This is a genomic window from Bradyrhizobium sp. USDA 4502 (genome assembly GCF_054063355.1).
Map to the genome: position 1 here is coordinate 8,786,215 of NZ_JBSSGF010000001.1, position 18,199 is coordinate 8,804,413.

The window sequence follows — 18,199 nt, forward strand, 5'->3', positions numbered from 1 at the left end:
CCAAGGAAATTTGATGACACTATCGACATCGACGCCGATTAACTCCGAAGCCGACGTTACGACCAAGAAAAACATCACCCGCCTGATCGTTGCGACTTCGGTCGGCAATGCGCTCGAATGGTACGACATCTCGGTCTACGCCTACTTCGCGGTGTATCTTTCCAAGGCGTTCTTCCCGGCCAATGATCCGACCACCTCGCTGCTGTTGACCTTCGGCAGCTTCGGCCTGTCGTTTCTGATCCGCCCGATCGGCGGCGTCGTGCTCGGCGCCTATGCCGACCGGCACGGCCGCAAGGCCTCGCTGATGCTGTCGATCGTGCTGATGACGCTGGGCACGCTGGTGCTGGCGCTGATGCCGACCTATCAGACCATCGGCATCCTGGCGCCGATCGCGGTGCTGCTGGCGCGGCTGGTGCAGGGCTTTTCCGCCGGCGGCGAGTTCGGCTCCTCGACCGCGTTTCTGGTCGAGCACATGCCGGAGCGGCGCGGTTTCGTGGCGAGCTGGCAGTTCGCGAGCCAGGGCGTCAGCGGTCTGTTGGGCGCGGGCTTCGGTGCGCTGCTGACCTCGCTGATGAGCCCGGAGGATCTGCAGTCCTGGGGCTGGCGGCTGCCGTTCCTGTTCGGCGTCCTGATCGGCCCGGTCGGCATCTACATCCGCAACCATGTCGACGATGCGACCCCGCCGCCGGCGGCGAAGAAGGAATCGCCGGTCAGGGAAGTGTTCGCGCGGCAGAAGCTCGCCACGATGCTCGCGATCGGCGCGCTCGCGGTGTCGACCGCGGTCAACTATTTGATCGTCTACATGCCGACCTATGTGGTGAAGACGCTCAACCTCGCGCCATCGGTTGGCTTCATCGCCTCGTTCGCCGCGCAGACCGCGGTTGCGCTGCTGGCGCCGATCGCAGGCATGGTCTCCGACAAGATCGGACGCACCACCCACATGATCCTGTTCGCGCTGCTGTTGCTGGTGTCGATCTTCCCGGCCTTCCTCCTGCTCACCGGCAAGCCGACGCCGATGATCATCCTGATCGGCGTGCTCTGGCTCGGCGTCCTCAAGTCGCTGTATTACGGGCCGCTCGCCGCGCTGATGTCGGAACTGTTTCCGGCGGCGACGCGTGCGACCGGGCTCGGTCTCAGCTACAATATCGGCGTCACCTTGTTCGGCGGCATGGGGCCGGCGATCATGACCTGGATGGGTGGCTTCGCGGCGATCGGCGAGCTCGCGCCGGGTTACTATCTCACCGCCGTCTGCATCCTCAGCCTCTGCGCGCTGTTCACGATCCGCAGGCTGCGGCTGGCGTAGCGCATGATCCGAAAAAGTGCGAAGCGGTTTTTCGAAAGGATCATGCTAACCGCATCAGATTTCGTGATGCGAAATTCAAATATCCTTATTGTTGCACAGCAGCGTAGATAGTCGAAATCAAAGTTTCATCTGACGAAAGTATACGGTGTCCGGCGCACGTCATCCGTCCTAGGATGATGTCCGCCGGGCGCGTCTAAACGTCGTGCGCGGTTCAGGATTTGGAATTGACGGCAAGGAAGGCCAGGGCATGAACGCCTCCACGACTGCGACCGCACGGACCAGCCGCAAGAGGCCACTGCCGGAGCCGGGCCAACCCGACAAGTTCAACGCGATCCAGAAGGTCTGCGCGATCCTGCGCGTGCTGGCGCAGCGCTCGCCGTTGCGGCTCACCGACATCGCCGACTCCACCTCGCTGAACAAGGCGACGGCGCTGCGCATTCTCAACTCGCTGATTGAGGAAGGCTTCGTCAGCCGCGTCGCCGGCGCCAAGACCTATGAGCTCGGCCAGGAGGCGCGGGTGATGGCGGTCGGCGCGCGCCGTTCGGTCGACATCGCCGAGCTGGCGCAGCCGAGCCTGCTCCGGCTGTCGGAGCGCTCGGCCGATACGGCGCTGCTGTCGGTGCGCTCCGGCGTTGAGGCGCTTTATCTGGCGCGCTCGGTCGGCAACCATCCGCTGCAGCCGAACTATCTGCAGATCGGCAGCCGCCGTCCGCTCGGCGTCGGCGCCGGCGCGCTGGCGCTGCTGGTCTGGCTGCCGGATGCCGAGATCGAGGCTGTGATCGAGGTGATCGTGCCGCGGCTGGCGAAATCGCCGCGCATCACGCCAAAGTTCCTGCGCGAGCGGATCGCCATGGCACGCAAGGCCGGCCACACCGTGCTGATCGACGCCGCGTTCCCCGGCATGGGCGGCGTCGGCGTGCCGGTCCGCGACGATGCCGGCGAGGTGGTCGCCGCGCTCTCGATCGGCGCCGCGTCCGACCGCATCCGCCGCCGAGAAGGCGAGCTCGCCGACATGCTGAAGAAGGAAGCCCAGGTGCTGGCCCGCGCCCTGGCCCAGGCGCCGAAGAACGGGCGTGCGGCGAAGGTCGGTTGAGCTGCCACTTTGCCTCTCCCCGCGTGCGGGTGAGGGGGGCCTCCGCGGATACTGCTATCACCGTGCTTGCGGAGGCAGCCCCTCACCCCAACCCTCTCCCCGTAAGAACGGGGCGAGGGGGCGCGCTGCCGGCGCGGCTGAAGTCGGGCTCGCTCTCCTACGCCCCCTCATCCAGCGCCACCAGCTCGCGCTTCTTGCGCAGCGAGGGCAGCAGCGGGCCGACCAGCAGCACCAGCGCGAAGGCGAGGCAGATCGCCGAGATCGGCCGTTCCACGAAGGTCATGAGGTTGCCCTGGGAGAGGATCAGCGACTTGCGCAGATTGTTCTCCAGCATCGGCCCGAGCACGAAGGCCAGCACCAGCGGCGCCGGCTCGTAGCCGAGTTTGCGCATGAAATAGCCGATCACGCCGAACGCGATCATGACGTGGACGTCGAACACGTTGTTGCTGGAGCAATAGACGCCGATGATCGTGAACAGGATGATCAGCGGGAACAGCACGTTGTAGGGCAGCCGCAGCAGCTGCACCCACATGCCGATCATCGGCAGGTTGAGCACCAAGAGCATCAGGTTGCCGATATACATGCTGGCGACGATGCCCCAGAACAGCGTCGGGTTCTGCGAGATCATCAACGGTCCGGGCTGCAGGCCGTGGATCACGAAGGCGCCGAGCAGCAGCGCCATCACCACGTTCGGTGGGATGCCGAGCGTCATCAGCGGAATGAAGGCGCCGCCGGCCGCGGAATTGTTGGCCGATTCCGGCCCCGCGACGCCCTCGATCGCGCCGTGGCCGAAGCGCTCCGGATGCTTCGAGAGCCGCTTCTCCAGCGCGTAGGAGGCGAACGATGCCACCACGGCGCCGCCGCCGGGCAGGATGCCGAGGAAGAAGCCGAGCACCGTGCCGCGCGCCACCGGTCCGGCGCTGGCCTTCCAGTCCTCCTTGCTCGGCAGCAATTGGTTGATCCTGGTCTTGATGATGTCGCGCTTGATCGCTTGCTCGGTGTTGAGCAGCACCTCGGCGACGCCGAACAGGCCCATCACGACCGGCACCAGGCCGATGCCGTCGATCAGCTCGAGGCGGCCGAAGGTCAGCCGCGGCTGCGCCGTGATGCTGTCGAGCCCGACCAGGCCGAGCACGACGCCGATGCAGGCCATCAGCAGCGCCTTGGCCATCGAGCCCTGGGTGAGGAAGGTCAGCACCACCAGGCCGAGCACCATCAGGCTGAAATATTCGGCCGGCCCGAACGCGATCGCGACGCTGGCGAGCGAGGGCGCCACCAGCATCAGGGCGATCAGCGCAAAGGTGCCGGCGATGAACGAGCCGAAGGCGGAGATGCCGAGCGCGGGGCCGGCGCGGCCCTGCTTGGCCATCTGGTGGCCGTCGATGCAGGTGACGACGGAAGCCGCTTCGCCGGGGATATTGACCAGGATCGAGGTGGTCGATCCGCCATACATCGAGCCGTAATAGATGCCGGCCATCATGATGATGCCGGATTCCGGCGTGCCGGACAGCGTCACCGGCAGCAGCAGCGACATCGCCGAGATCGGGCCGATGCCGGGCAGCACGCCGACCAGCGTGCCGATGAACACGCCGATGAAGCAGTAGAGCAGGTTGATCGGCAGCAGCGCGACGCCGAGGCCGTGGGCGACGTTGACGAGAGTATCCATGGGCGCTCAACCGATCTCGAACATGCCGCTCGGCAGCTGGATCGCGAGCAGGTGCTTCAGCACCCACCACATCCCGAGCGGGGCAAGGATGGACAGCGGGATCGCCAGCGACCAGCGCACCGGATCGATCACGCGGAGCAGCAACAGCATCAGCGGGATCGCCGACAACAGGAAGCCGAGCGGCTCCAGCGCAAAGGCGAACGCGGTGAGGCAGACGATGACCAGCACCGGCTTGCCCCAGCGCGCATTCTCCCAGCGCGAGGCGAAGGTCGGGCCGCCCTCAGTGACCGCCGCGATCATGATCGAGGCCGCGAACACGCACATCAGGATGCCGGTGTAGAACAGCACGTAGCCGGAGCCGGGATCGTTGATGGTGCCGAGCTTCAGCTTGAGGCCCGACCAGATCACGAAGGCGCCGAGCCCGAGCCCGATCAGCCCGCCCCAGAGCTCGGAGTTGTTGAGGCGGAATTTGACGTTGGTTTGGTCTGTCATGGGATGTGCTCTCGTCAAGTCGCAAGGTGGGGCATCGACCTATCCCCGTCATTGCGAGCCACCCGGTCGGCGCGAAGCGCCGCCGGATGACAGGCTCCGCGAAGCAATCCATTTCACCGCATGTGCGGAGGGATGGATTGCTTCGTCGCTTCGCTCCTCGCAATGACGGACGGAGACTTCGCGGCCAGTCCTTACTTCTTGGCCAGCCCGAGCGTGTCGATCACCTTGCGCTCGGACTCGGTGACCTCCCCCACGAACTTCTTGTAGTCCTCGGTGTTCTTGTAGTTCGGCACCATGTCGTATTTGGCGAGGGTCGCGATCACCGCCGGGTCCTCGATCGCCTTCTTGAAGGCATCGTGCAGCTTGGCGACGATCTTGGGGTCCATGCCCTTGGGGCCGGCGATGCCGAACGGCGAGTCATAGACCATGGGGTAGCCGAGCTCCTTCAGCGTCGGTACGTCCGGATAGTTCGGCGAGCGCGCGCCGGTCCACACCATCAACAGGCGGAGCTTGCCGGCATCGACCAGCGGCCGCCAGCCGGTGGAATCCGCCTGCAGCATGGTGTGCTGGCCGAGCACGGCCGCATTGGTCTCGGCGCCGCCCTTGAACGGCACCTGGGTCAGCTTGATCCCGGCCATCAGGGCGATCTGTTCCATGCCGACATGCAGCGAGGTGCCGGTGCCGGGCGTCGCATAGGTCACCTTGCCCGGGTTCTTCTTGGCGAAATCGACCACGTCCTGCCAGGTCTTGAACTGCGACTCCGCGTTGGTGGTGACGCCGAAGGTGTAGCCGGTGAGGTGAATGATGTAGGAGAAATCCTTCGCCGGATCCCAGGACACCTCCTGCATCAGGGGCAGGCGGAACACGGTGATCGGGATCTGGGCGATGGTGTAGCCGTCGGGCTTGGCGCCGGCGGCCATCGTCGCGGGACCCACGGTGCCGCCGCCGCCGGCCTTGTTGTCGACCGCGATCGGCTGGCCCAGCACCTTCGAGGCGCTCTCGGCGATCGCGCGCATCGAGATATCGGTCGAGCCGCCCGCCGGCCATGGCACGATCAGCGTGATCGGCTTGGTCGGATAGTCCTGCGCGAGCGCCGCTGTTGACACCAGCATGCCGGCGGCGGCGAGCAGGACCATCAAGCGATTGCGGTGCGACATCTCGATCTCTCCCTTATGACCGCGTTCGATCGCGGCCGCGTCTTGTTCGGTGTTGGCAATGATTGTCCCTGTCATGCTGGGACCGAGCGCATTGGACAGAACGGGGCGGGCAACGGAAGCGCGAATTGCGCTCGAAGCGCCGGCTGCGACAATTGGTCTGCCGCGATTTGGCGCGACCTGCCGAGCCGCGGAATTCAATCGGCCTTTGGTCGGACGGATTGGCCGTTCCTGGCAATGTGCCGGGAGGGCGCGGGGTGTGCGCGCCTGACCGGCAAGCCGGGTTTGGTCAAGCGAATAATCAAGGGAACCCAAAGGCATCGGCGCCTTGCGGGATTGCGCGGTTGCCGTCATCATGGCGCCGCCCGCTGCAGGAACGCCGCCCGACAGATGACGCCATCGCCTGACGCCACCGACGACGCTGTGACGAGGGCGTTTGCCGGCCTTCCCGCGTTGCTCGACGAGGCCCCTCGGCTGCTTGCGCGCGGGCGGCTGCTCGATTGCGACTGCCTGATCGGCCCGATGGCGCGGCCGTTTCATGCCGCGATCCGGGCCGGGCGCATCGTCGAACTTGCGCCTTCGCCGGTCCTGATGCGCTCCTGGCGCTTTTCCTATCGCGCGACGCCGCAGGCCTGGTCCGCCTATTGGCAGGCCGAGCCGAAGCCCGGCTGGCACGATCTGCTGGCGTTGACCAAGCGCGGCGAGGCCGTGCTGGAAGGCGACCTGCATCCCTTCATGGCGCATCTGCAATACTTCAAGGACCTGCTGGCGCTGCCGCGGCAGCATTTCGCGGCGGCCGTATCATGAGCGGCAAGATCATGGACGGCCACATCGAGCCGATGGTCGGCCGCTACGTTCACGTCGAGATCGGCGGCGAGCTGCACCGGATCTATTTCGAGGAGAACGGCACGGGCATTCCGCTGGTCTGCCTGCACACCGCGGGATCGGATGCGCGGCAGTGGCGCCATCTGCTCGCGGATACGCAATTTGCCGAAAATTTCCGCATCATTGCCTTCGATATGCCCTGGCATGGCAAGTCGAATCCGCCGATGAGCTGGACCGGCGATGAATACCAACTCACCACTGCGCGCTACACCGAGACCATCCGCGCTTTCTGCCGTGCGCTGCGGTTGGAGAAGCCTGTCGTGATGGGCTGCTCGATCGGCGGCCGCATCGTGCTTAACCTTGCGATCGAATATGCCGCCGAGTTCCGCGCGCTGATCGGGCTCGAGGCTGCCGATTTCCAGGCGCCGTGGTATGACACCAACTGGCTGAACCGGCCGGACGTTCACGGCGGCGAAGTCTGCGCCGCGCTGGTGTCCGGGCTGATCGCCCCGCAAAGCCCGGAGCCTGCGCGGATGGAAACGCTGTGGGCCTACAAGCAGGGCGGCCCCGGCGTGTTCAAGGGCGACCTGTATTTCTACCGTGTCGACGGCGACCTGCGCGGCCGGGTCGCGTCAATCGAGACTAAAGTATGCAACCTCTATCTGCTTACGGGCGAGTATGATTTCTCTTGCACGCCTGAGGACACGAGGCGGACGGCAGCGGCAATAGGGGGCGCCAGCGTCACGATCATGGAGCAGCTCGGTCATTTTCCGATGAGCGAGAATCCGGAACAGTTTCGCCGCTATATCGCACCCGTCCTCGCTGATATTCTCACGCACTAGAACGACCGTTTCCACGCAAGGAGTAGACGTATGACACGCAACTATCTGATCGGCTTCGCGCTCGCCGCCGCGCTGGGCGCGAGCCAGGCGCAAGCCCAGGAGCTGACCGGCACGCTGAAGAACATCAAGGACACCGGCGCGATCACGCTCGGCTACCGCGACTCCTCGATCCCGTTCTCCTATCTCGACGACAACCAGAAGCCGGTCGGCTACGCCATGGACATCTGCTACAAGATCGTCGATGCCGTGAAGAAGGAGCTGAAGCTCGACAAGCTCGAGGTCAAGCTCAACCCGGTGACCTCGGCGACGCGTATTCCGCTGATGGCCAACGGCACCGTCGACCTCGAATGCGGCTCGACCACCAACAATGCCGAGCGCCAGGAAGCAGGTCTCCTTCACCAACAGCCACTTCCTGACCGCCAGCCGCTACGTCACCAAGAAGGCGAGCAAGATCAATTCGATCGACGATCTGAAGGGCAAGACGGTGGTCTCGACCGCCGGCACCACCAACATCAAGCAGCTGACCGAGGCCAACCTCGCGCGCGGGCTGAGCGTCAATATCATCCCGGCCAAGGATCATGCCGAGGCCTTCCTGATGGTCGAGACCGATCGCGCGGTCGCCTTCGTGATGGACGACATCCTGCTCGCGAGCCTCGTCGCCGGCTCGAAGTCGCCGGATGACTACGTGATCTCCAAGGACGCGTTCTCCAAGCCCGAGCCCTACGGCATCATGCTGCGCAAGGACGACGCGCCGTTCAAGAAGGTCGTCGACGCCGCAACCGCCGCGCTCTACACCAGCGGCGAGGGCCAGAAGATCTATGACAAGTGGTTCACCCAAAAGATCCCGCCGAAGGGCCTTAATCTCAACTCGCCGGCTGGACCGGAGATGAAGAAGCAGTTTGCGAAGCCGTCGGACTCTCCGGATCCGGATGCCTATCTGGTCAACTGACCGCTGTGTATGACCCGTCGTCCCTTTTGGGAGCGGGTCCTGAAAGTTAGCATGTCCGGCCATTTTTGGAGGAGAATGGCCGGACATTTGCATAGACGCCGCGCGCGATGCCGGCGTAATGCCGTGACCGGCACGGCCGCGTGGGGGACCTGTGAACTACAATTGGAACTGGCACATCTTCCTTGAGCCGAACCCGATGGGGACCGGCACCTATCTCGACCTGTTGCTGTCGGGGCTGGTGGTCACCGTCAAGGTGTCGGTGCTGGCCTGGATCATCGCGCTGGTGTCCGGCTCGGTGATCGGCGTGCTGCGCACGCTGCCGTCGCGGACCGCGTCGTGGATCGGCTTCTGCTGGGTCGAGTTCTTCCGCAACATGCCGCTCTTGGTGCAGCTGTTCCTGTGGTTCTTCGTGCTGCCCGAACTGCTGCCGCGGTCGGCCGGGCTGTGGCTGAAGCAACTGCCGAATGCGCCGTTCTGGACCGCCGCGATCGGCGTCGGCTTCTTCATGTCGGCGCGCGTCGCCGTGCAATTGCAGGCCGGCATCACCTCGCTGCCGCGCGGGCAGAAGCAGGCCTCGACCGCGCTCGGCCTCACCACGGTGCAGACCTATCGCTACGTGCTGCTGCCGATGGCATTCCGCATCATCCTGCCGCCGCTGACCTCCGAATTCCTCAACACCATCAAGAACAGCGCGGTCGCCATCACCATCGGCCTGATCGAACTGACCGGCCAGGCCCGCTCGATGCAGGAGTTCTCGTTCCAGGTGTTCGAGGCGTTCACGGCGGCAACCGTGCTCTACCTGCTCCTCAATTTCGTCGTGGTGACCGCGATGCGCTTCCTCGAGCGCTATGTCGCGATCCCCGGCTACATCACGGGCAAATGACGATGATCGGCAGTTTCGATTTCGACGTCATCCGCCGCTCGCTGCCCTACCTGTTCCTGGAGGGCATGCGCTTCACGCTGACCCTGACCGCGCTCGCCGCGTTCGGCGGCCTGGTGTTCGGCACCCTGATCGCCCTGATGCGGCTGTCGAGCTACAAGGTGCTCGGGCGCATCGCGGGCTTCTATGTCGACTTCATCCGCTCGCTGCCGCTGGTGCTGGTGATCTTCTGGTTCTACTTCCTGGTGCCGTATATCGGGCAGTGGCTGACCGGCGCGTCGCGGCCGATCACGGTCGGCGCCTTCGCCTCCTCGCTGATCACCTTTATCGCGTTCGAGGCGGCGTATTTCTCCGAGATCATGCGCGCCGGCATTCAGTCGATCTCGAAGGGCCAGCCGGCCGCGGCCAGCGCGCTTGGCCTGACCTACGCGCAGTCGATGCGCTACGTCGTGCTGCCGCAGGCGTTTCGCAACATGCTGCCGGTGCTGCTGACGCAGACCATCGTGCTGTTCCAGGACACCTCGCTGGTCTACGTGCTGTCGATCCCGGATTTCCTCGGCGCCGCCAGCAAGGTCGCGCAGCGCGACGGCCGCCTGGTCGAAATGTATCTGTTCGCCGCGCTGGTCTACTTCGTCATTTCCTGTATCGCGTCCTACGGCGTTCGCCGCCTGCAGGCGCGCATTGCCATCGTTCGCTGAGGCATGACCCGGAAAAGTGGGAACCGGTTTTCCGACAAGGTCATGCCTAAACAAAAAAGCTGAGCCATCATGATCGAGATCAACCACGTCAACAAATGGTACGGGCCGAGCTTCCAGGTGCTGAAGGACTGCACCACCAGCGTCGCCAAGGGCGAGGTGGTGGTGGTCTGCGGCCCGTCCGGCTCGGGCAAGTCGACCCTGATCAAATGCGTCAACGCGCTGGAGCCGATCCAGGGCGGCGACATCACGCTCGACGGCGTCAAGGTCAATGATCCCAAGACCGATCTGCCGAAGCTGCGCTCGCGCGTCGGCATGGTGTTCCAGCATTTCGAACTGTTCCCGCACTTACGGATCATCGACAATCTCCGCCTCGCGCAGGAGAAGGTGCTCGGCCGCAAGTCTGAGGACGCCACCGCCAAGGGCATGAAGCTTCTGGAGCGCGTCGGGCTGAAGGATCATGCCAAGAAGTTTCCGGCGGAGTTGTCCGGCGGCCAGCAGCAGCGCGTCGCGATCGCCCGCGCGCTGGCGATGGACCCGATCGCGATGCTGTTCGACGAGCCGACCTCGGCGCTCGATCCGGAGATGATCAGCGAGGTGCTCGACGTCATGGTGGACCTCGCCCGCGAGGGCATGACCATGATGGTCGTGACCCATGAAATGGGCTTTGCCAACAAGGTCGCCGACCGCGTCATCTTCATGGACCGCGGCGAGATCGTCGAGGACGCCAAGAAGGCCGACTTCTTCGGCACGCCGCGCAGCGACCGCGCGCAGAAGTTCCTGTCGAAGATCCTGCAGCACTGAGGCCGGGGAGCGCCGGACGCCCCTCCGTCATTGCGAGGAGCTCGCGACAAATTGCAAGGCAATTTGCGCTGAAGCGACGAAGCAATCCATCCATCCGCGTAGGCGGCGCTATGGATTGCTTCGCTTCGCTCGCAATGACGTGGAGGGCCTGGCTGTCATTCCGGGATGGTCCGAGGGACCAGACCGCAGGTGCGCAATTGCGTACGGGGAATCTCGAGATTCCGGGTTCGGTGCTGCGCATCGCCCCGGAATGACGGCGGCTACAGGGTTTTCCCCCGTTAACAATTTGCGTATACGAAGGCCTGAAACCCCCTTCGTCGGCAGGAGAACTCGCGTGGAAAAGATCGCTTACGTCAACGGCTCGTTCGTGCCGCATTCGGAGGCCAAGGTCTCGGTCTTCGACCGCGGATTCCTGTTCGCCGACGGCATCTACGAGGTGGCGGCGGTGCTCGAGGGCAAGCTGATCGACAACGCCTCGCATCTGGCGCGGCTCAAGCGTTCGGTCGGCGAGATCCAGCTCGCGCTGCCGGAGACGCTGGAGCGGATCGAGGAGATCCAGAAGGAGCTGGTTGCGCGCAACGACCTCGTCAACGGCATGGTCTATCTCGAGGTCACCCGCGGCGCCGACAAGGGCCGCGACTTCGCCTTCCCGAAGGCCGACGTCAAGCCGACGCTCGTGATGTTCACCTCGGAAAAGGACATCATCAACGCGCCCTCGGCCAAGACCGGCATTAACGTCATCACGGTACCCGACATCCGTTGGGAGCGGCGCGACATCAAGAGCGTGGCGCTGCTGGCGCAGGTGCTGGCCAAGCAGGCGGCCGCCGCGGCCGGCGCCGGCGAAGCCTGGATGATCGAGGACGGCAAGGTCACCGAGGGCGGCTCGTCCTCGTCCTTCATCGTCACCCAGGACGATGTCATCGTGACCCGGCAGAACGGCAACGAGATCCTGCCCGGCTGCACCCGCAAGGCGGTGGTCAAGCTCGCCGAGGAACGCCAGCTGCGCATCGAGGAGCGCGCCTTCACGATCGAGGAAGCGCTCGCTGCCAAGGAAGCCTTCATCACCAGCGCCTCTGTGTTCGTGCAGGGCGTGGTCGCGATCGACGGCAAGAAGGTCGGAGGCGGCAAGGTCGGCCCGATCACCAACCGCCTGCGCGAGATCTACGTCGAGTTCGCCCGCGCGACGGCGGTTTGACGCTGGGTGGGGTGGGTTAGCGCAGCGTAACCCACCGACTTTGCTCACCGCGGAGAGAATGGTGGGTTACGCCTTCGGCTAACCCACCCTACGGTCTGCGCATCGCCTTGGCACCGTCACCCTGAGGTGGCCGCTTCTTCAGCGGCCCTCGAAGGGTCGACGGCCCGGCTGTGGCCGTGCATCCTTCGAGACGCCTGCTGCGCAGGCTCCTCAGGATGACGGGGATGGATCGTCCGCGCTGTTTACGCCGCCGCCTTCGCCTTCACCGGATGCACCGCGCGGAAGCCGATGGCGATCCGGTTCCAGGCGTTGATCGCGCCGATCAGCGTGGTCAGGTTGACCAGCTCGCTGTCCGAGAACTGGGCGCGCACGGCCTCATAGTCGGCGTCGGGCGCATGCGTCTCCGCAACCAGCGTCAGCGCTTCGGTCCAGGCCAGTGCCGCGCGCTCGCGCTCGCTGTAGAGCGGGGATTCGCGCCAGGCGTTGAGCAAATAGAGCCGCTGCTCGGTCTCGCCGTGCTTGCGGGCATCCTCAGTGTGCATGTTGATGCAGTAGGCGCAGCCGTTGATCTGCGAGGCGCGGGTCTTGACCAGCTCGATCAGCGATTGCTCGAGGCCGCTCGCAGCGATCTGGTTTTCGACCGCGACCAGCGCTTTGATGGTCTCGGGTGCGGCCTGGTAGAAGTTCATACGGGGCTTCATGGTCGTTCTCCGTGGTTGTGGTTTGGGTTAGTGCGCACCGCCGCCAGCGAGCTGGCCCGGCTTCTTCAGGAAGAGTGTCGCCGCGAGTGCGATGATCAGCGCGACGCCGAGCAGATAGAAGGTATCACTGAAGGCGAGGATGTAGGCCTGCTTCTGCACGACCTTGCCGATCGCCGCGATTGCGCGGTGGGCGGCCGCGGCCTGGTCGGCGACGCCGTGGTTCATGAAATACTGCGTCAGCTGCTCAATCCGGTTCCGTGTGGCCTGTTCCAGCAGCGAGACCGACTGCATCAGCACGTTGGAGTGATATTGCTCGCGCTTGGTCAGCAGCGTCTGCAGCACGGCGATGCCGACCGCACCGCCGAGGTTGCGCATCATGTTGAACAGCGCGGAGGCCGAGCCCGCATTCTCCAGCTCGATGCCCGCGGTCGCAACCGCAGACAGCGGCGCCATCACCAGCGCCTGGCCGATGGCGCGGACGATGTTGGGCCAGAACAGCTGGTCGGTGGCGTAGTCGTTGGTCATGAAGATGTTCATGAAGTTGGAGCCGGCGAACAGCGCGAAGCCGACGCCGATGATGAGGCGCGGGTCGAAGCGCTGCATCAGCCGCGGTACCAGCGGGATCAGCGCGAGCTGCGGCAGCCCGGTCCAGGCCAGCACCATGCCGATCTGCTCGGCATTGTAGCCCTGGATGCGCGCGAGGTACTGCGGCAGGATGAATACCGAGCCGTACAGCGCGATGCCAAGCAGGAAGTTGGCCAGCATGCCGAAGCCGAAATTGCGGCGGGCGAGCAGGCGCAGATTGAGCAGCGGCTTCTCCACGGTGAACTCGACGATCAGGAAGGCGGCCAGCGCGACGGCGGCGATCACCGACAGGCGGACGATGAAGGGCGAGCCGAACCAGTCGTCCTTGTTGCCTTCCTCCAGCACGGTCTGCAGCGCGGCGAGGCCGATCGCCATGGTGATGATGCCGAGCCAGTCGCCCTGGCGGATCAGAGACAGCTTCATCGGGCTCGGATCGAGCGAGACGTAGAGCATCGCGATCATCACGGCGCCCGGCACCAGGTTGACATAGAAGATATACTGCCAGCCCCAGTTCTCGGTGAGATAGCCGCCGATGGTCGGGCCGATCGCCGGCGCGAACGTCGCCGACAGCGCGAACAGCGCGAGCCCGATCGGCTGCTTGGCCTTCGGCAGTAGCGTGATGATCAGCGTGAACGCCATCGGGATCAGCACGCCGCCGGTGAAGCCTTGCACCGCGCGCAGCGCGATCATCTGCGGCAGGTCCTGCGCCAGCGCGCATGCCGCCGAGAACACCAGGAACAGGAACGCATTGGTGAGCAGATAGATGCGCACCGAGAACACCTGCGCGAGCCAGCCGGAGAGCGGGATCACCACGATCTCGGCGATCAGATAGGAGGTCGAGATCCAGCCGCCGTCGTCGATCCCGGCGCCGATCGCGCCCTGCACGTCGGCGAGCGAGGCGTTGACGATCTGGATGTTCAGCACAGCCATGAACGCGCCGAGCGTCGCCCCGATCACCGCGATCCAGGTTTTCGTGGGGATCGCCGGCGCCGCCGGCGCTGCGGGGGCGGGGAGCGCGGCGGCGTTCGCTGCGTCGGCTGTGGGGTGAAGTGCGGTCATCGAGGTCGTCCTTGCTACCCACACAAGATGTATTAGGCGGCCGGTTTCGATAATCCGAGAAAGACTGGAAGGATTGTCCGGTAGAGGTTGATAATCAACGGCTGCGGCTGAGAGAGCGACTGCGGTTATGACCACGGCACGACGGCTGCGTTTGGCCTGCGTGCCGTCGACTAGTGAGGTGAGCACGCCTCTCAAGCTCCCTCTCCCGCTTGCGGCAGGGGTGTCCGGGGAAATTCAGGCATAGCGGAGCTCCATCTGGTCAGGTGAGATGGTTGATTTCCGACGGCTGGGGTTGATGGGCGGAGGTTTGTCGATGGCAGCGAGGGATCGACGCGTGAGCAGGAGCTGGCCGACGAGTTCGGCGAACCTGAGCGGGAGCATTTTGATGCAGTTGGTGTGAGCGGCGATGCGCAGCAGCAGGTAGGCAATCATCGCAGCGAGCACCTGAAGGCGGATCGCGTTGTCGTTGGCGCCGAGGAACTTGCGAATATCGAGATGCTGCTTGATCCAGCGGAACAGCAGCTCGATTTGCCATCGGCTCTTGTAGAGGGCGGCGATCTCGACGGCGCTACGGGCAAGGTCGTTGGTCAGGAGTGTGATCTTGCCGCCTTTCTCGCGTCTGATCTTGATGCGGCGGAGCGGGATTGGAAGGCGCGAATCGCCCTTGCTGGTGAGCTTCACCTCGTCATCGGCAAGGATTTCGAAGCCATCCCCGTTACGCTTGCGGATGGCGCGATGCCTGAGCGAGCGAAGACGGATGCTCGTCTTCGCCCGGGTAACGAAGAAAGCCTTGCTATCATTTATCTTCTGCCACCAGTCGAAACGGCAATAGCCCTTGTCAAACACATAGGTGGTGGCGGGCTGGATTGGGGTCTGTCGGCCGATCTCGATGTCATTGACGTTCGCGGCCGTCATCTCGACGCAGGTCGGGACATCGCTCCTTGGGTCGTAGACGACATGCAGCTTCATGCCGCGGATGCGGCCGTTCCACGTCGCCCAACTGCAGACCTTGCCGAGCGGGATCGGACTGGCGTCGATCAGACGCACCATCTCCATGCCTTCACTCCGCAGCTGGCGACGCGCCATCGCCGACAGCGCCGCAAAGGTTTGCGCGAAAATGCCGATCGGACGGCGGGCATTGGCATCGGACAACGTCGAGCGCGACAGCTTGCCGGTTCCCAAGTGATAGTGATGCTGCGAATTGGCGTTGAAGCCAGTCACCACCCCGCGCAGACTGCTGTTGCCGCTAAGCTGGGCATAGATCAGCGCCACCAGATGATCCCAGCTCCTGAACGACTTGTCGTAGGCATCCCCGTCCAGACGATCCACAACCGTCTGAAACTGCCGTCGATTGATCGGTTCAAGCAGCCTTCCAAAAATGCTACCGCGATATCGCATGCTCGGCCCTCTGTGTCTCGACAACCAGAAAAGACCGATTTGCCTCGGTCCTGCCGAGCATGCACCGCGACACAGTGAATCATTCCCCGGACACCCCTGCGCTTGCGGGGGAGGGTGGGGTGGGGGCTCTCTCCACAAGATGACTCGCGGAGAGAGCCCCCACCCGCAAGCGGGAGAGGCGAAGAGGGCGTAGACAGCAAAACGCGATCGACCACCGATGGGTGATCGATCGCGCGGAGCCAGCCGAAGAAGCGTTTGGTCCTATCCGCCGTTCGCCCGCGTCACTGATGCCAGCCGCCGCTTCTCCTCGCGCTCGGCCAGCACCGTTGCCTTGGTGTTGACGGTCGGGATCGCCGACATGCCGGGGCGCAAGAGGCCGGTGAGGCTCTGATCGTCGAGCACGATCTTGACCGGCACGCGCTGCACGATCTTGGTGAAATTGCCGGTGGCGTTGTCGGGCGGCAGCAGCGCGAATTCGAGGCCGCTGGCCGGCGACAGGCTGTCGACATGGCCCTTCAGCGTGGTGCCGCGAAAACTGTCGACCGTGAGCTCGACCGGCTGGCCGTTGCGCACATGGGTCAGCTGCGTCTCCTTGAAATTGGCGACCACATAGACCGCGTCCAGCGGCACCACCGCCATCAGCTGGGTGCCGGCCTGCACATATTGCCCGACGCGCAGCGTGCGGGCGCCGACCGTGCCGTCGACCGGCGCGGTGATCCGGGCATAGGACAGGTTGAGCTCGGCCTGCTGCTCGACCGCGCGAGCACGGTCCACCTGCGCTGCGGCCTGGGCGCGCTGCGTGGTCAACACGTCGACCTTGCGCTGCGCCGCCGACAGCGCCGACTTCGCGTGCTGCAATTGCGCGGTGTTGGCGCGCAGCGCTGCGTCGGTCTGTTGCGCACGCTGAATGGTGCCGGAGCCGGACTTCATCAGCCCGTCGTAGCGGGTCTGCTCTTCCTGCGCGAATTTCAGGTTGGCCTCGGCGGCGGTGACGTCGGCCGTGCTCTGGTCGATGATCGGCTGCTGCAGTTCGAGCTGGGCATCGAGGTTGCGTACCGAGGCGCTGGCGGCGTCGACATCGGCCTTGGCCTGGCCGAGCGCGGTGCGGTAATCGCGGTCGTCGATCTCGGCCAGCAACTGGCCGGCCTTCACCGGGTGGTTGTCGGTGACCAGCACTTTGGCGATGTAGCCCGAGACCTTCGGGGCGATGATCGTGGAGTCGGCCTTCACATAGGCGTCGTCGGTGGTTTCGAGGTAGCGGCCGGTGGTGACGTAGTCGTAACCAAAGTCGGCTGCCACGGCGGCGCCGATGATCGCGGCGAGCCCGAGCGCCACCCGCTTGACCGTTTTCCGCGACGGGCGGAGGCCGATTTTTGTTGCTTGTTCAGGGACATAAGTAGTGGTCGACATGGCATCCTCCGGGTCGAACATTCGCGTCCTTCCAGAAAGGGCGCCCAGTACGCCCCTTAGATGCAATGTCCTCCCCGCTGTGATAATCCCGATAAAACTGGAAGCATTATCAAGCCAGCGCTGATAATCCGGACCTTACCGCATGGATCGCCTGACCAGCCTGACCGCCTTCGTCCGGGTCGTGGATTCCGGCGGCTTCTCCGCCGCCGGGCGCAAGCTCAACATGTCCACCACCATGGTGAGCAACCACGTCCAGTCGCTGGAGGACCGGCTCGGCGCCCGGCTGCTCAACCGCACCACGCGCAAGGTCAGCCTCACCGAGGTCGGCCAGGCCTATTACGACCGCTGCGTCCAGATCCTCGCCGATATCGAGCAGGCCGACGACATCGCGGGCGCCCAGCAATCGGTGCCGCGCGGCACGCTGCGGATCTTCACCAACACCCATCTCGTCCAGTTCCTGTCGCCGGCGGTGGCCGAGTTCCTCGCCACCTATCCCGAAGTCAAGCTCGATCTCACGATCGGCGAGCGCAATGCCGATCTGATCGACGAGAACTACGATCTCGCGGTGCGCATGGTGCCGCCGCCGGACTCCAGCCTGATCGTGCGCACCATCGCGACCTGGCGCCACGTGCTGTGCTGCTCGCACGGCTATATCGAACAGCACGGCAAGCCAACGCTGCTGGCCGATCTCTCCGCGCGCAACTGCATGCGTCACGCCAACTATCCCTATGGCGACGAGTGGCGCTTCGCCGACCGCAAGGGAACGCCGGCTGCGGTGCGCGTCTCCGGAAATCTGATCTCCAACAGCGGCGAAACCCTGAAGCTCGCGGCGCTGGCCGGCGTCGGCGTCTTCCTCGCGGCCGGCTTCCTGGTCCGCGACGAACTGGAGTCGGGACAACTGGTCCGCCTGCTGCCCGAATACCGGCCGGTCGAGCTCACCATGAATGCTGTCTATCCGCACCGCCATCATCTCTCGGCGAAGGTCCGCACCTTCATCGACCTGCTGGTCCACCACGCCACCGAGCAGCAGAAGCTGATCAATCCGTATTCGTGAGCGAAGGAGCTCGCACTTAGATTCACCCCGTCATCCTGAGGAGCCGCGCAGCGGCGTCTCGAAGGATGCACGGCCCGGCTGCTGGCCGTTCATC

16 protein-coding genes and 1 pseudogene are annotated in these 18,199 nt (G+C 64.6%); 10 read left to right on the plus strand and 7 right to left on the minus strand.

All coding sequences use genetic code 11. The features are described from left to right. Positions 1-13: 13 nt before the first annotated feature. Together ACVW1B_RS41005 and ACVW1B_RS41010 are read left to right on the plus strand one after the other, a co-directional pair. Positions 14-1,303: an MFS transporter gene (locus ACVW1B_RS41005; protein WP_456777678.1), complete on the plus strand. Its 1,290-nt coding sequence runs from the start codon at positions 14-16 to the stop codon at positions 1,301-1,303. A 247-nt stretch (positions 1,304-1,550) separates the two neighbouring features. Further along, entirely contained in the window at positions 1,551-2,396 is an 846-nt protein-coding gene (locus ACVW1B_RS41010; RefSeq protein WP_057015479.1) for an IclR family transcriptional regulator, read from the plus strand. A gap of 157 nt (positions 2,397-2,553) precedes the next feature. On the opposite strand, the gene ACVW1B_RS41015 is transcribed toward ACVW1B_RS41010, so the two are convergent. From ACVW1B_RS41015 to ACVW1B_RS41025, 3 genes are all read right to left on the minus strand, one after another. After that, on the minus strand, positions 2,554-4,062 hold the full coding sequence (locus tag ACVW1B_RS41015) for a tripartite tricarboxylate transporter permease (protein ID WP_028332963.1): 1,509 nt from the start codon (positions 4,060-4,062) through the stop codon (positions 2,554-2,556). A 6-nt stretch (positions 4,063-4,068) separates the two neighbouring features. Next, the gene (locus ACVW1B_RS41020) at positions 4,069-4,554 is read right to left on the minus strand and encodes a tripartite tricarboxylate transporter TctB family protein (protein WP_028332964.1); all 486 of its coding nucleotides are present in this window, start codon (positions 4,552-4,554) and stop codon (positions 4,069-4,071) included. A 191-nt stretch (positions 4,555-4,745) separates the two neighbouring features. Beyond that, positions 4,746-5,711: a Bug family tripartite tricarboxylate transporter substrate binding protein gene (locus tag ACVW1B_RS41025; protein ID WP_038384272.1), complete on the minus strand. Its 966-nt coding sequence runs from the start codon at positions 5,709-5,711 to the stop codon at positions 4,746-4,748. 387 nt (positions 5,712-6,098) lie between these two features. Between ACVW1B_RS41025 and ACVW1B_RS41030 the strand changes: the two genes are divergently transcribed. From ACVW1B_RS41030 to ACVW1B_RS41060, 7 genes and pseudogenes are all read left to right on the plus strand, one after another. Further along, positions 6,099-6,515, plus strand: coding sequence for a hypothetical protein (locus ACVW1B_RS41030; RefSeq protein WP_310883303.1), 417 nt, complete (start codon positions 6,099-6,101; stop codon positions 6,513-6,515). After that, entirely contained in the window at positions 6,512-7,375 is an 864-nt protein-coding gene (locus tag ACVW1B_RS41035) for an alpha/beta fold hydrolase (RefSeq protein WP_456777677.1), read from the plus strand. Before ACVW1B_RS41030 ends, ACVW1B_RS41035 begins: the two co-directional genes overlap by 4 nt. Positions 7,376-7,405: 30 nt before the next feature. Further along, positions 7,406-8,324, plus strand: a pseudogene (locus ACVW1B_RS41040) (amino acid ABC transporter substrate-binding protein). Between the two features lie 151 nt (positions 8,325-8,475). Then, entirely contained in the window at positions 8,476-9,207 is a 732-nt protein-coding gene (locus ACVW1B_RS41045) for an amino acid ABC transporter permease (protein WP_050385176.1), read from the plus strand. 2 nt (positions 9,208-9,209) lie between these two features. Then, complete coding sequence (locus ACVW1B_RS41050) at positions 9,210-9,902, plus strand: amino acid ABC transporter permease (RefSeq protein ID WP_225162205.1); 693 nt, start codon at positions 9,210-9,212, stop codon at positions 9,900-9,902. A 69-nt stretch (positions 9,903-9,971) separates the two neighbouring features. Continuing rightward, positions 9,972-10,703: an amino acid ABC transporter ATP-binding protein gene (locus ACVW1B_RS41055; RefSeq protein WP_057015476.1), complete on the plus strand. Its 732-nt coding sequence runs from the start codon at positions 9,972-9,974 to the stop codon at positions 10,701-10,703. A 334-nt stretch (positions 10,704-11,037) separates the two neighbouring features. Next, the gene (locus ACVW1B_RS41060) at positions 11,038-11,898 is read left to right on the plus strand and encodes a D-amino-acid transaminase (protein WP_456777676.1); all 861 of its coding nucleotides are present in this window, start codon (positions 11,038-11,040) and stop codon (positions 11,896-11,898) included. Between the two features lie 242 nt (positions 11,899-12,140). On the opposite strand, the gene ACVW1B_RS41065 is transcribed toward ACVW1B_RS41060, so the two are convergent. From ACVW1B_RS41065 to ACVW1B_RS41080, 4 genes are all read right to left on the minus strand, one after another. Next, complete coding sequence (locus ACVW1B_RS41065) at positions 12,141-12,599, minus strand: carboxymuconolactone decarboxylase family protein (protein ID WP_028332972.1); 459 nt, start codon at positions 12,597-12,599, stop codon at positions 12,141-12,143. Positions 12,600-12,626: 27 nt separating this feature from the next. After that, positions 12,627-14,243 (minus strand): MDR family MFS transporter, encoded by a 1,617-nt coding sequence (locus tag ACVW1B_RS41070; RefSeq protein ID WP_456777675.1) that lies wholly within the window; start codon positions 14,241-14,243, stop codon positions 12,627-12,629. A gap of 234 nt (positions 14,244-14,477) precedes the next feature. Next, positions 14,478-15,641: an IS4 family transposase gene (locus ACVW1B_RS41075; protein ID WP_057015126.1), complete on the minus strand. Its 1,164-nt coding sequence runs from the start codon at positions 15,639-15,641 to the stop codon at positions 14,478-14,480. A gap of 261 nt (positions 15,642-15,902) precedes the next feature. After that, a complete protein-coding gene (locus ACVW1B_RS41080) occupies positions 15,903-17,051 on the minus strand; it encodes an HlyD family secretion protein (protein WP_456777674.1) in 1,149 nt (382 codons plus the stop codon). 142 nt (positions 17,052-17,193) lie between these two features. Here ACVW1B_RS41080 and ACVW1B_RS41085 point away from each other — a divergent pair, with 142 nt between their 5' ends. Next, positions 17,194-18,105, plus strand: a complete 912-nt coding sequence (locus ACVW1B_RS41085) for a LysR family transcriptional regulator (RefSeq protein WP_456777673.1) — start codon at positions 17,194-17,196, stop codon at positions 18,103-18,105. The last annotated feature ends 94 nt before the right edge of the window (positions 18,106-18,199 follow it).

Bases quoted from the DNA above. Each gene is read 5' to 3' on its own strand.
- ACVW1B_RS41005 (WP_456777678.1), top strand. From the start codon at position 14: ATGACACTATCGACATCGACGCCGATTAACTCCGAAGCCGACGTTACG.
- ACVW1B_RS41010 (WP_057015479.1), top strand. From the start codon at position 1,551: ATGAACGCCTCCACGACTGCGACCGCACGGACCAGCCGCAAGAGGCCA.
- ACVW1B_RS41015 (WP_028332963.1), bottom strand. From the start codon at position 4,062: ATGGATACTCTCGTCAACGTCGCCCACGGCCTCGGCGTCGCGCTGCTG.
- ACVW1B_RS41020 (WP_028332964.1), bottom strand. From the start codon at position 4,554: ATGACAGACCAAACCAACGTCAAATTCCGCCTCAACAACTCCGAGCTC.
- ACVW1B_RS41025 (WP_038384272.1), bottom strand. From the start codon at position 5,711: ATGTCGCACCGCAATCGCTTGATGGTCCTGCTCGCCGCCGCCGGCATG.
- ACVW1B_RS41030 (WP_310883303.1), top strand. From the start codon at position 6,099: ATGACGCCATCGCCTGACGCCACCGACGACGCTGTGACGAGGGCGTTT.
- ACVW1B_RS41035 (WP_456777677.1), top strand. From the start codon at position 6,512: ATGAGCGGCAAGATCATGGACGGCCACATCGAGCCGATGGTCGGCCGC.
- ACVW1B_RS41050 (WP_225162205.1), top strand. From the start codon at position 9,210: ATGATCGGCAGTTTCGATTTCGACGTCATCCGCCGCTCGCTGCCCTAC.
- ACVW1B_RS41055 (WP_057015476.1), top strand. From the start codon at position 9,972: ATGATCGAGATCAACCACGTCAACAAATGGTACGGGCCGAGCTTCCAG.
- ACVW1B_RS41065 (WP_028332972.1), bottom strand. From the start codon at position 12,599: ATGAAGCCCCGTATGAACTTCTACCAGGCCGCACCCGAGACCATCAAA.
- ACVW1B_RS41070 (WP_456777675.1), bottom strand. From the start codon at position 14,243: ATGACCGCACTTCACCCCACAGCCGACGCAGCGAACGCCGCCGCGCTC.
- ACVW1B_RS41075 (WP_057015126.1), bottom strand. From the start codon at position 15,641: ATGCGATATCGCGGTAGCATTTTTGGAAGGCTGCTTGAACCGATCAAT.
- ACVW1B_RS41080 (WP_456777674.1), bottom strand. From the start codon at position 17,051: ATGTCGACCACTACTTATGTCCCTGAACAAGCAACAAAAATCGGCCTC.
- ACVW1B_RS41085 (WP_456777673.1), top strand. From the start codon at position 17,194: ATGGATCGCCTGACCAGCCTGACCGCCTTCGTCCGGGTCGTGGATTCC.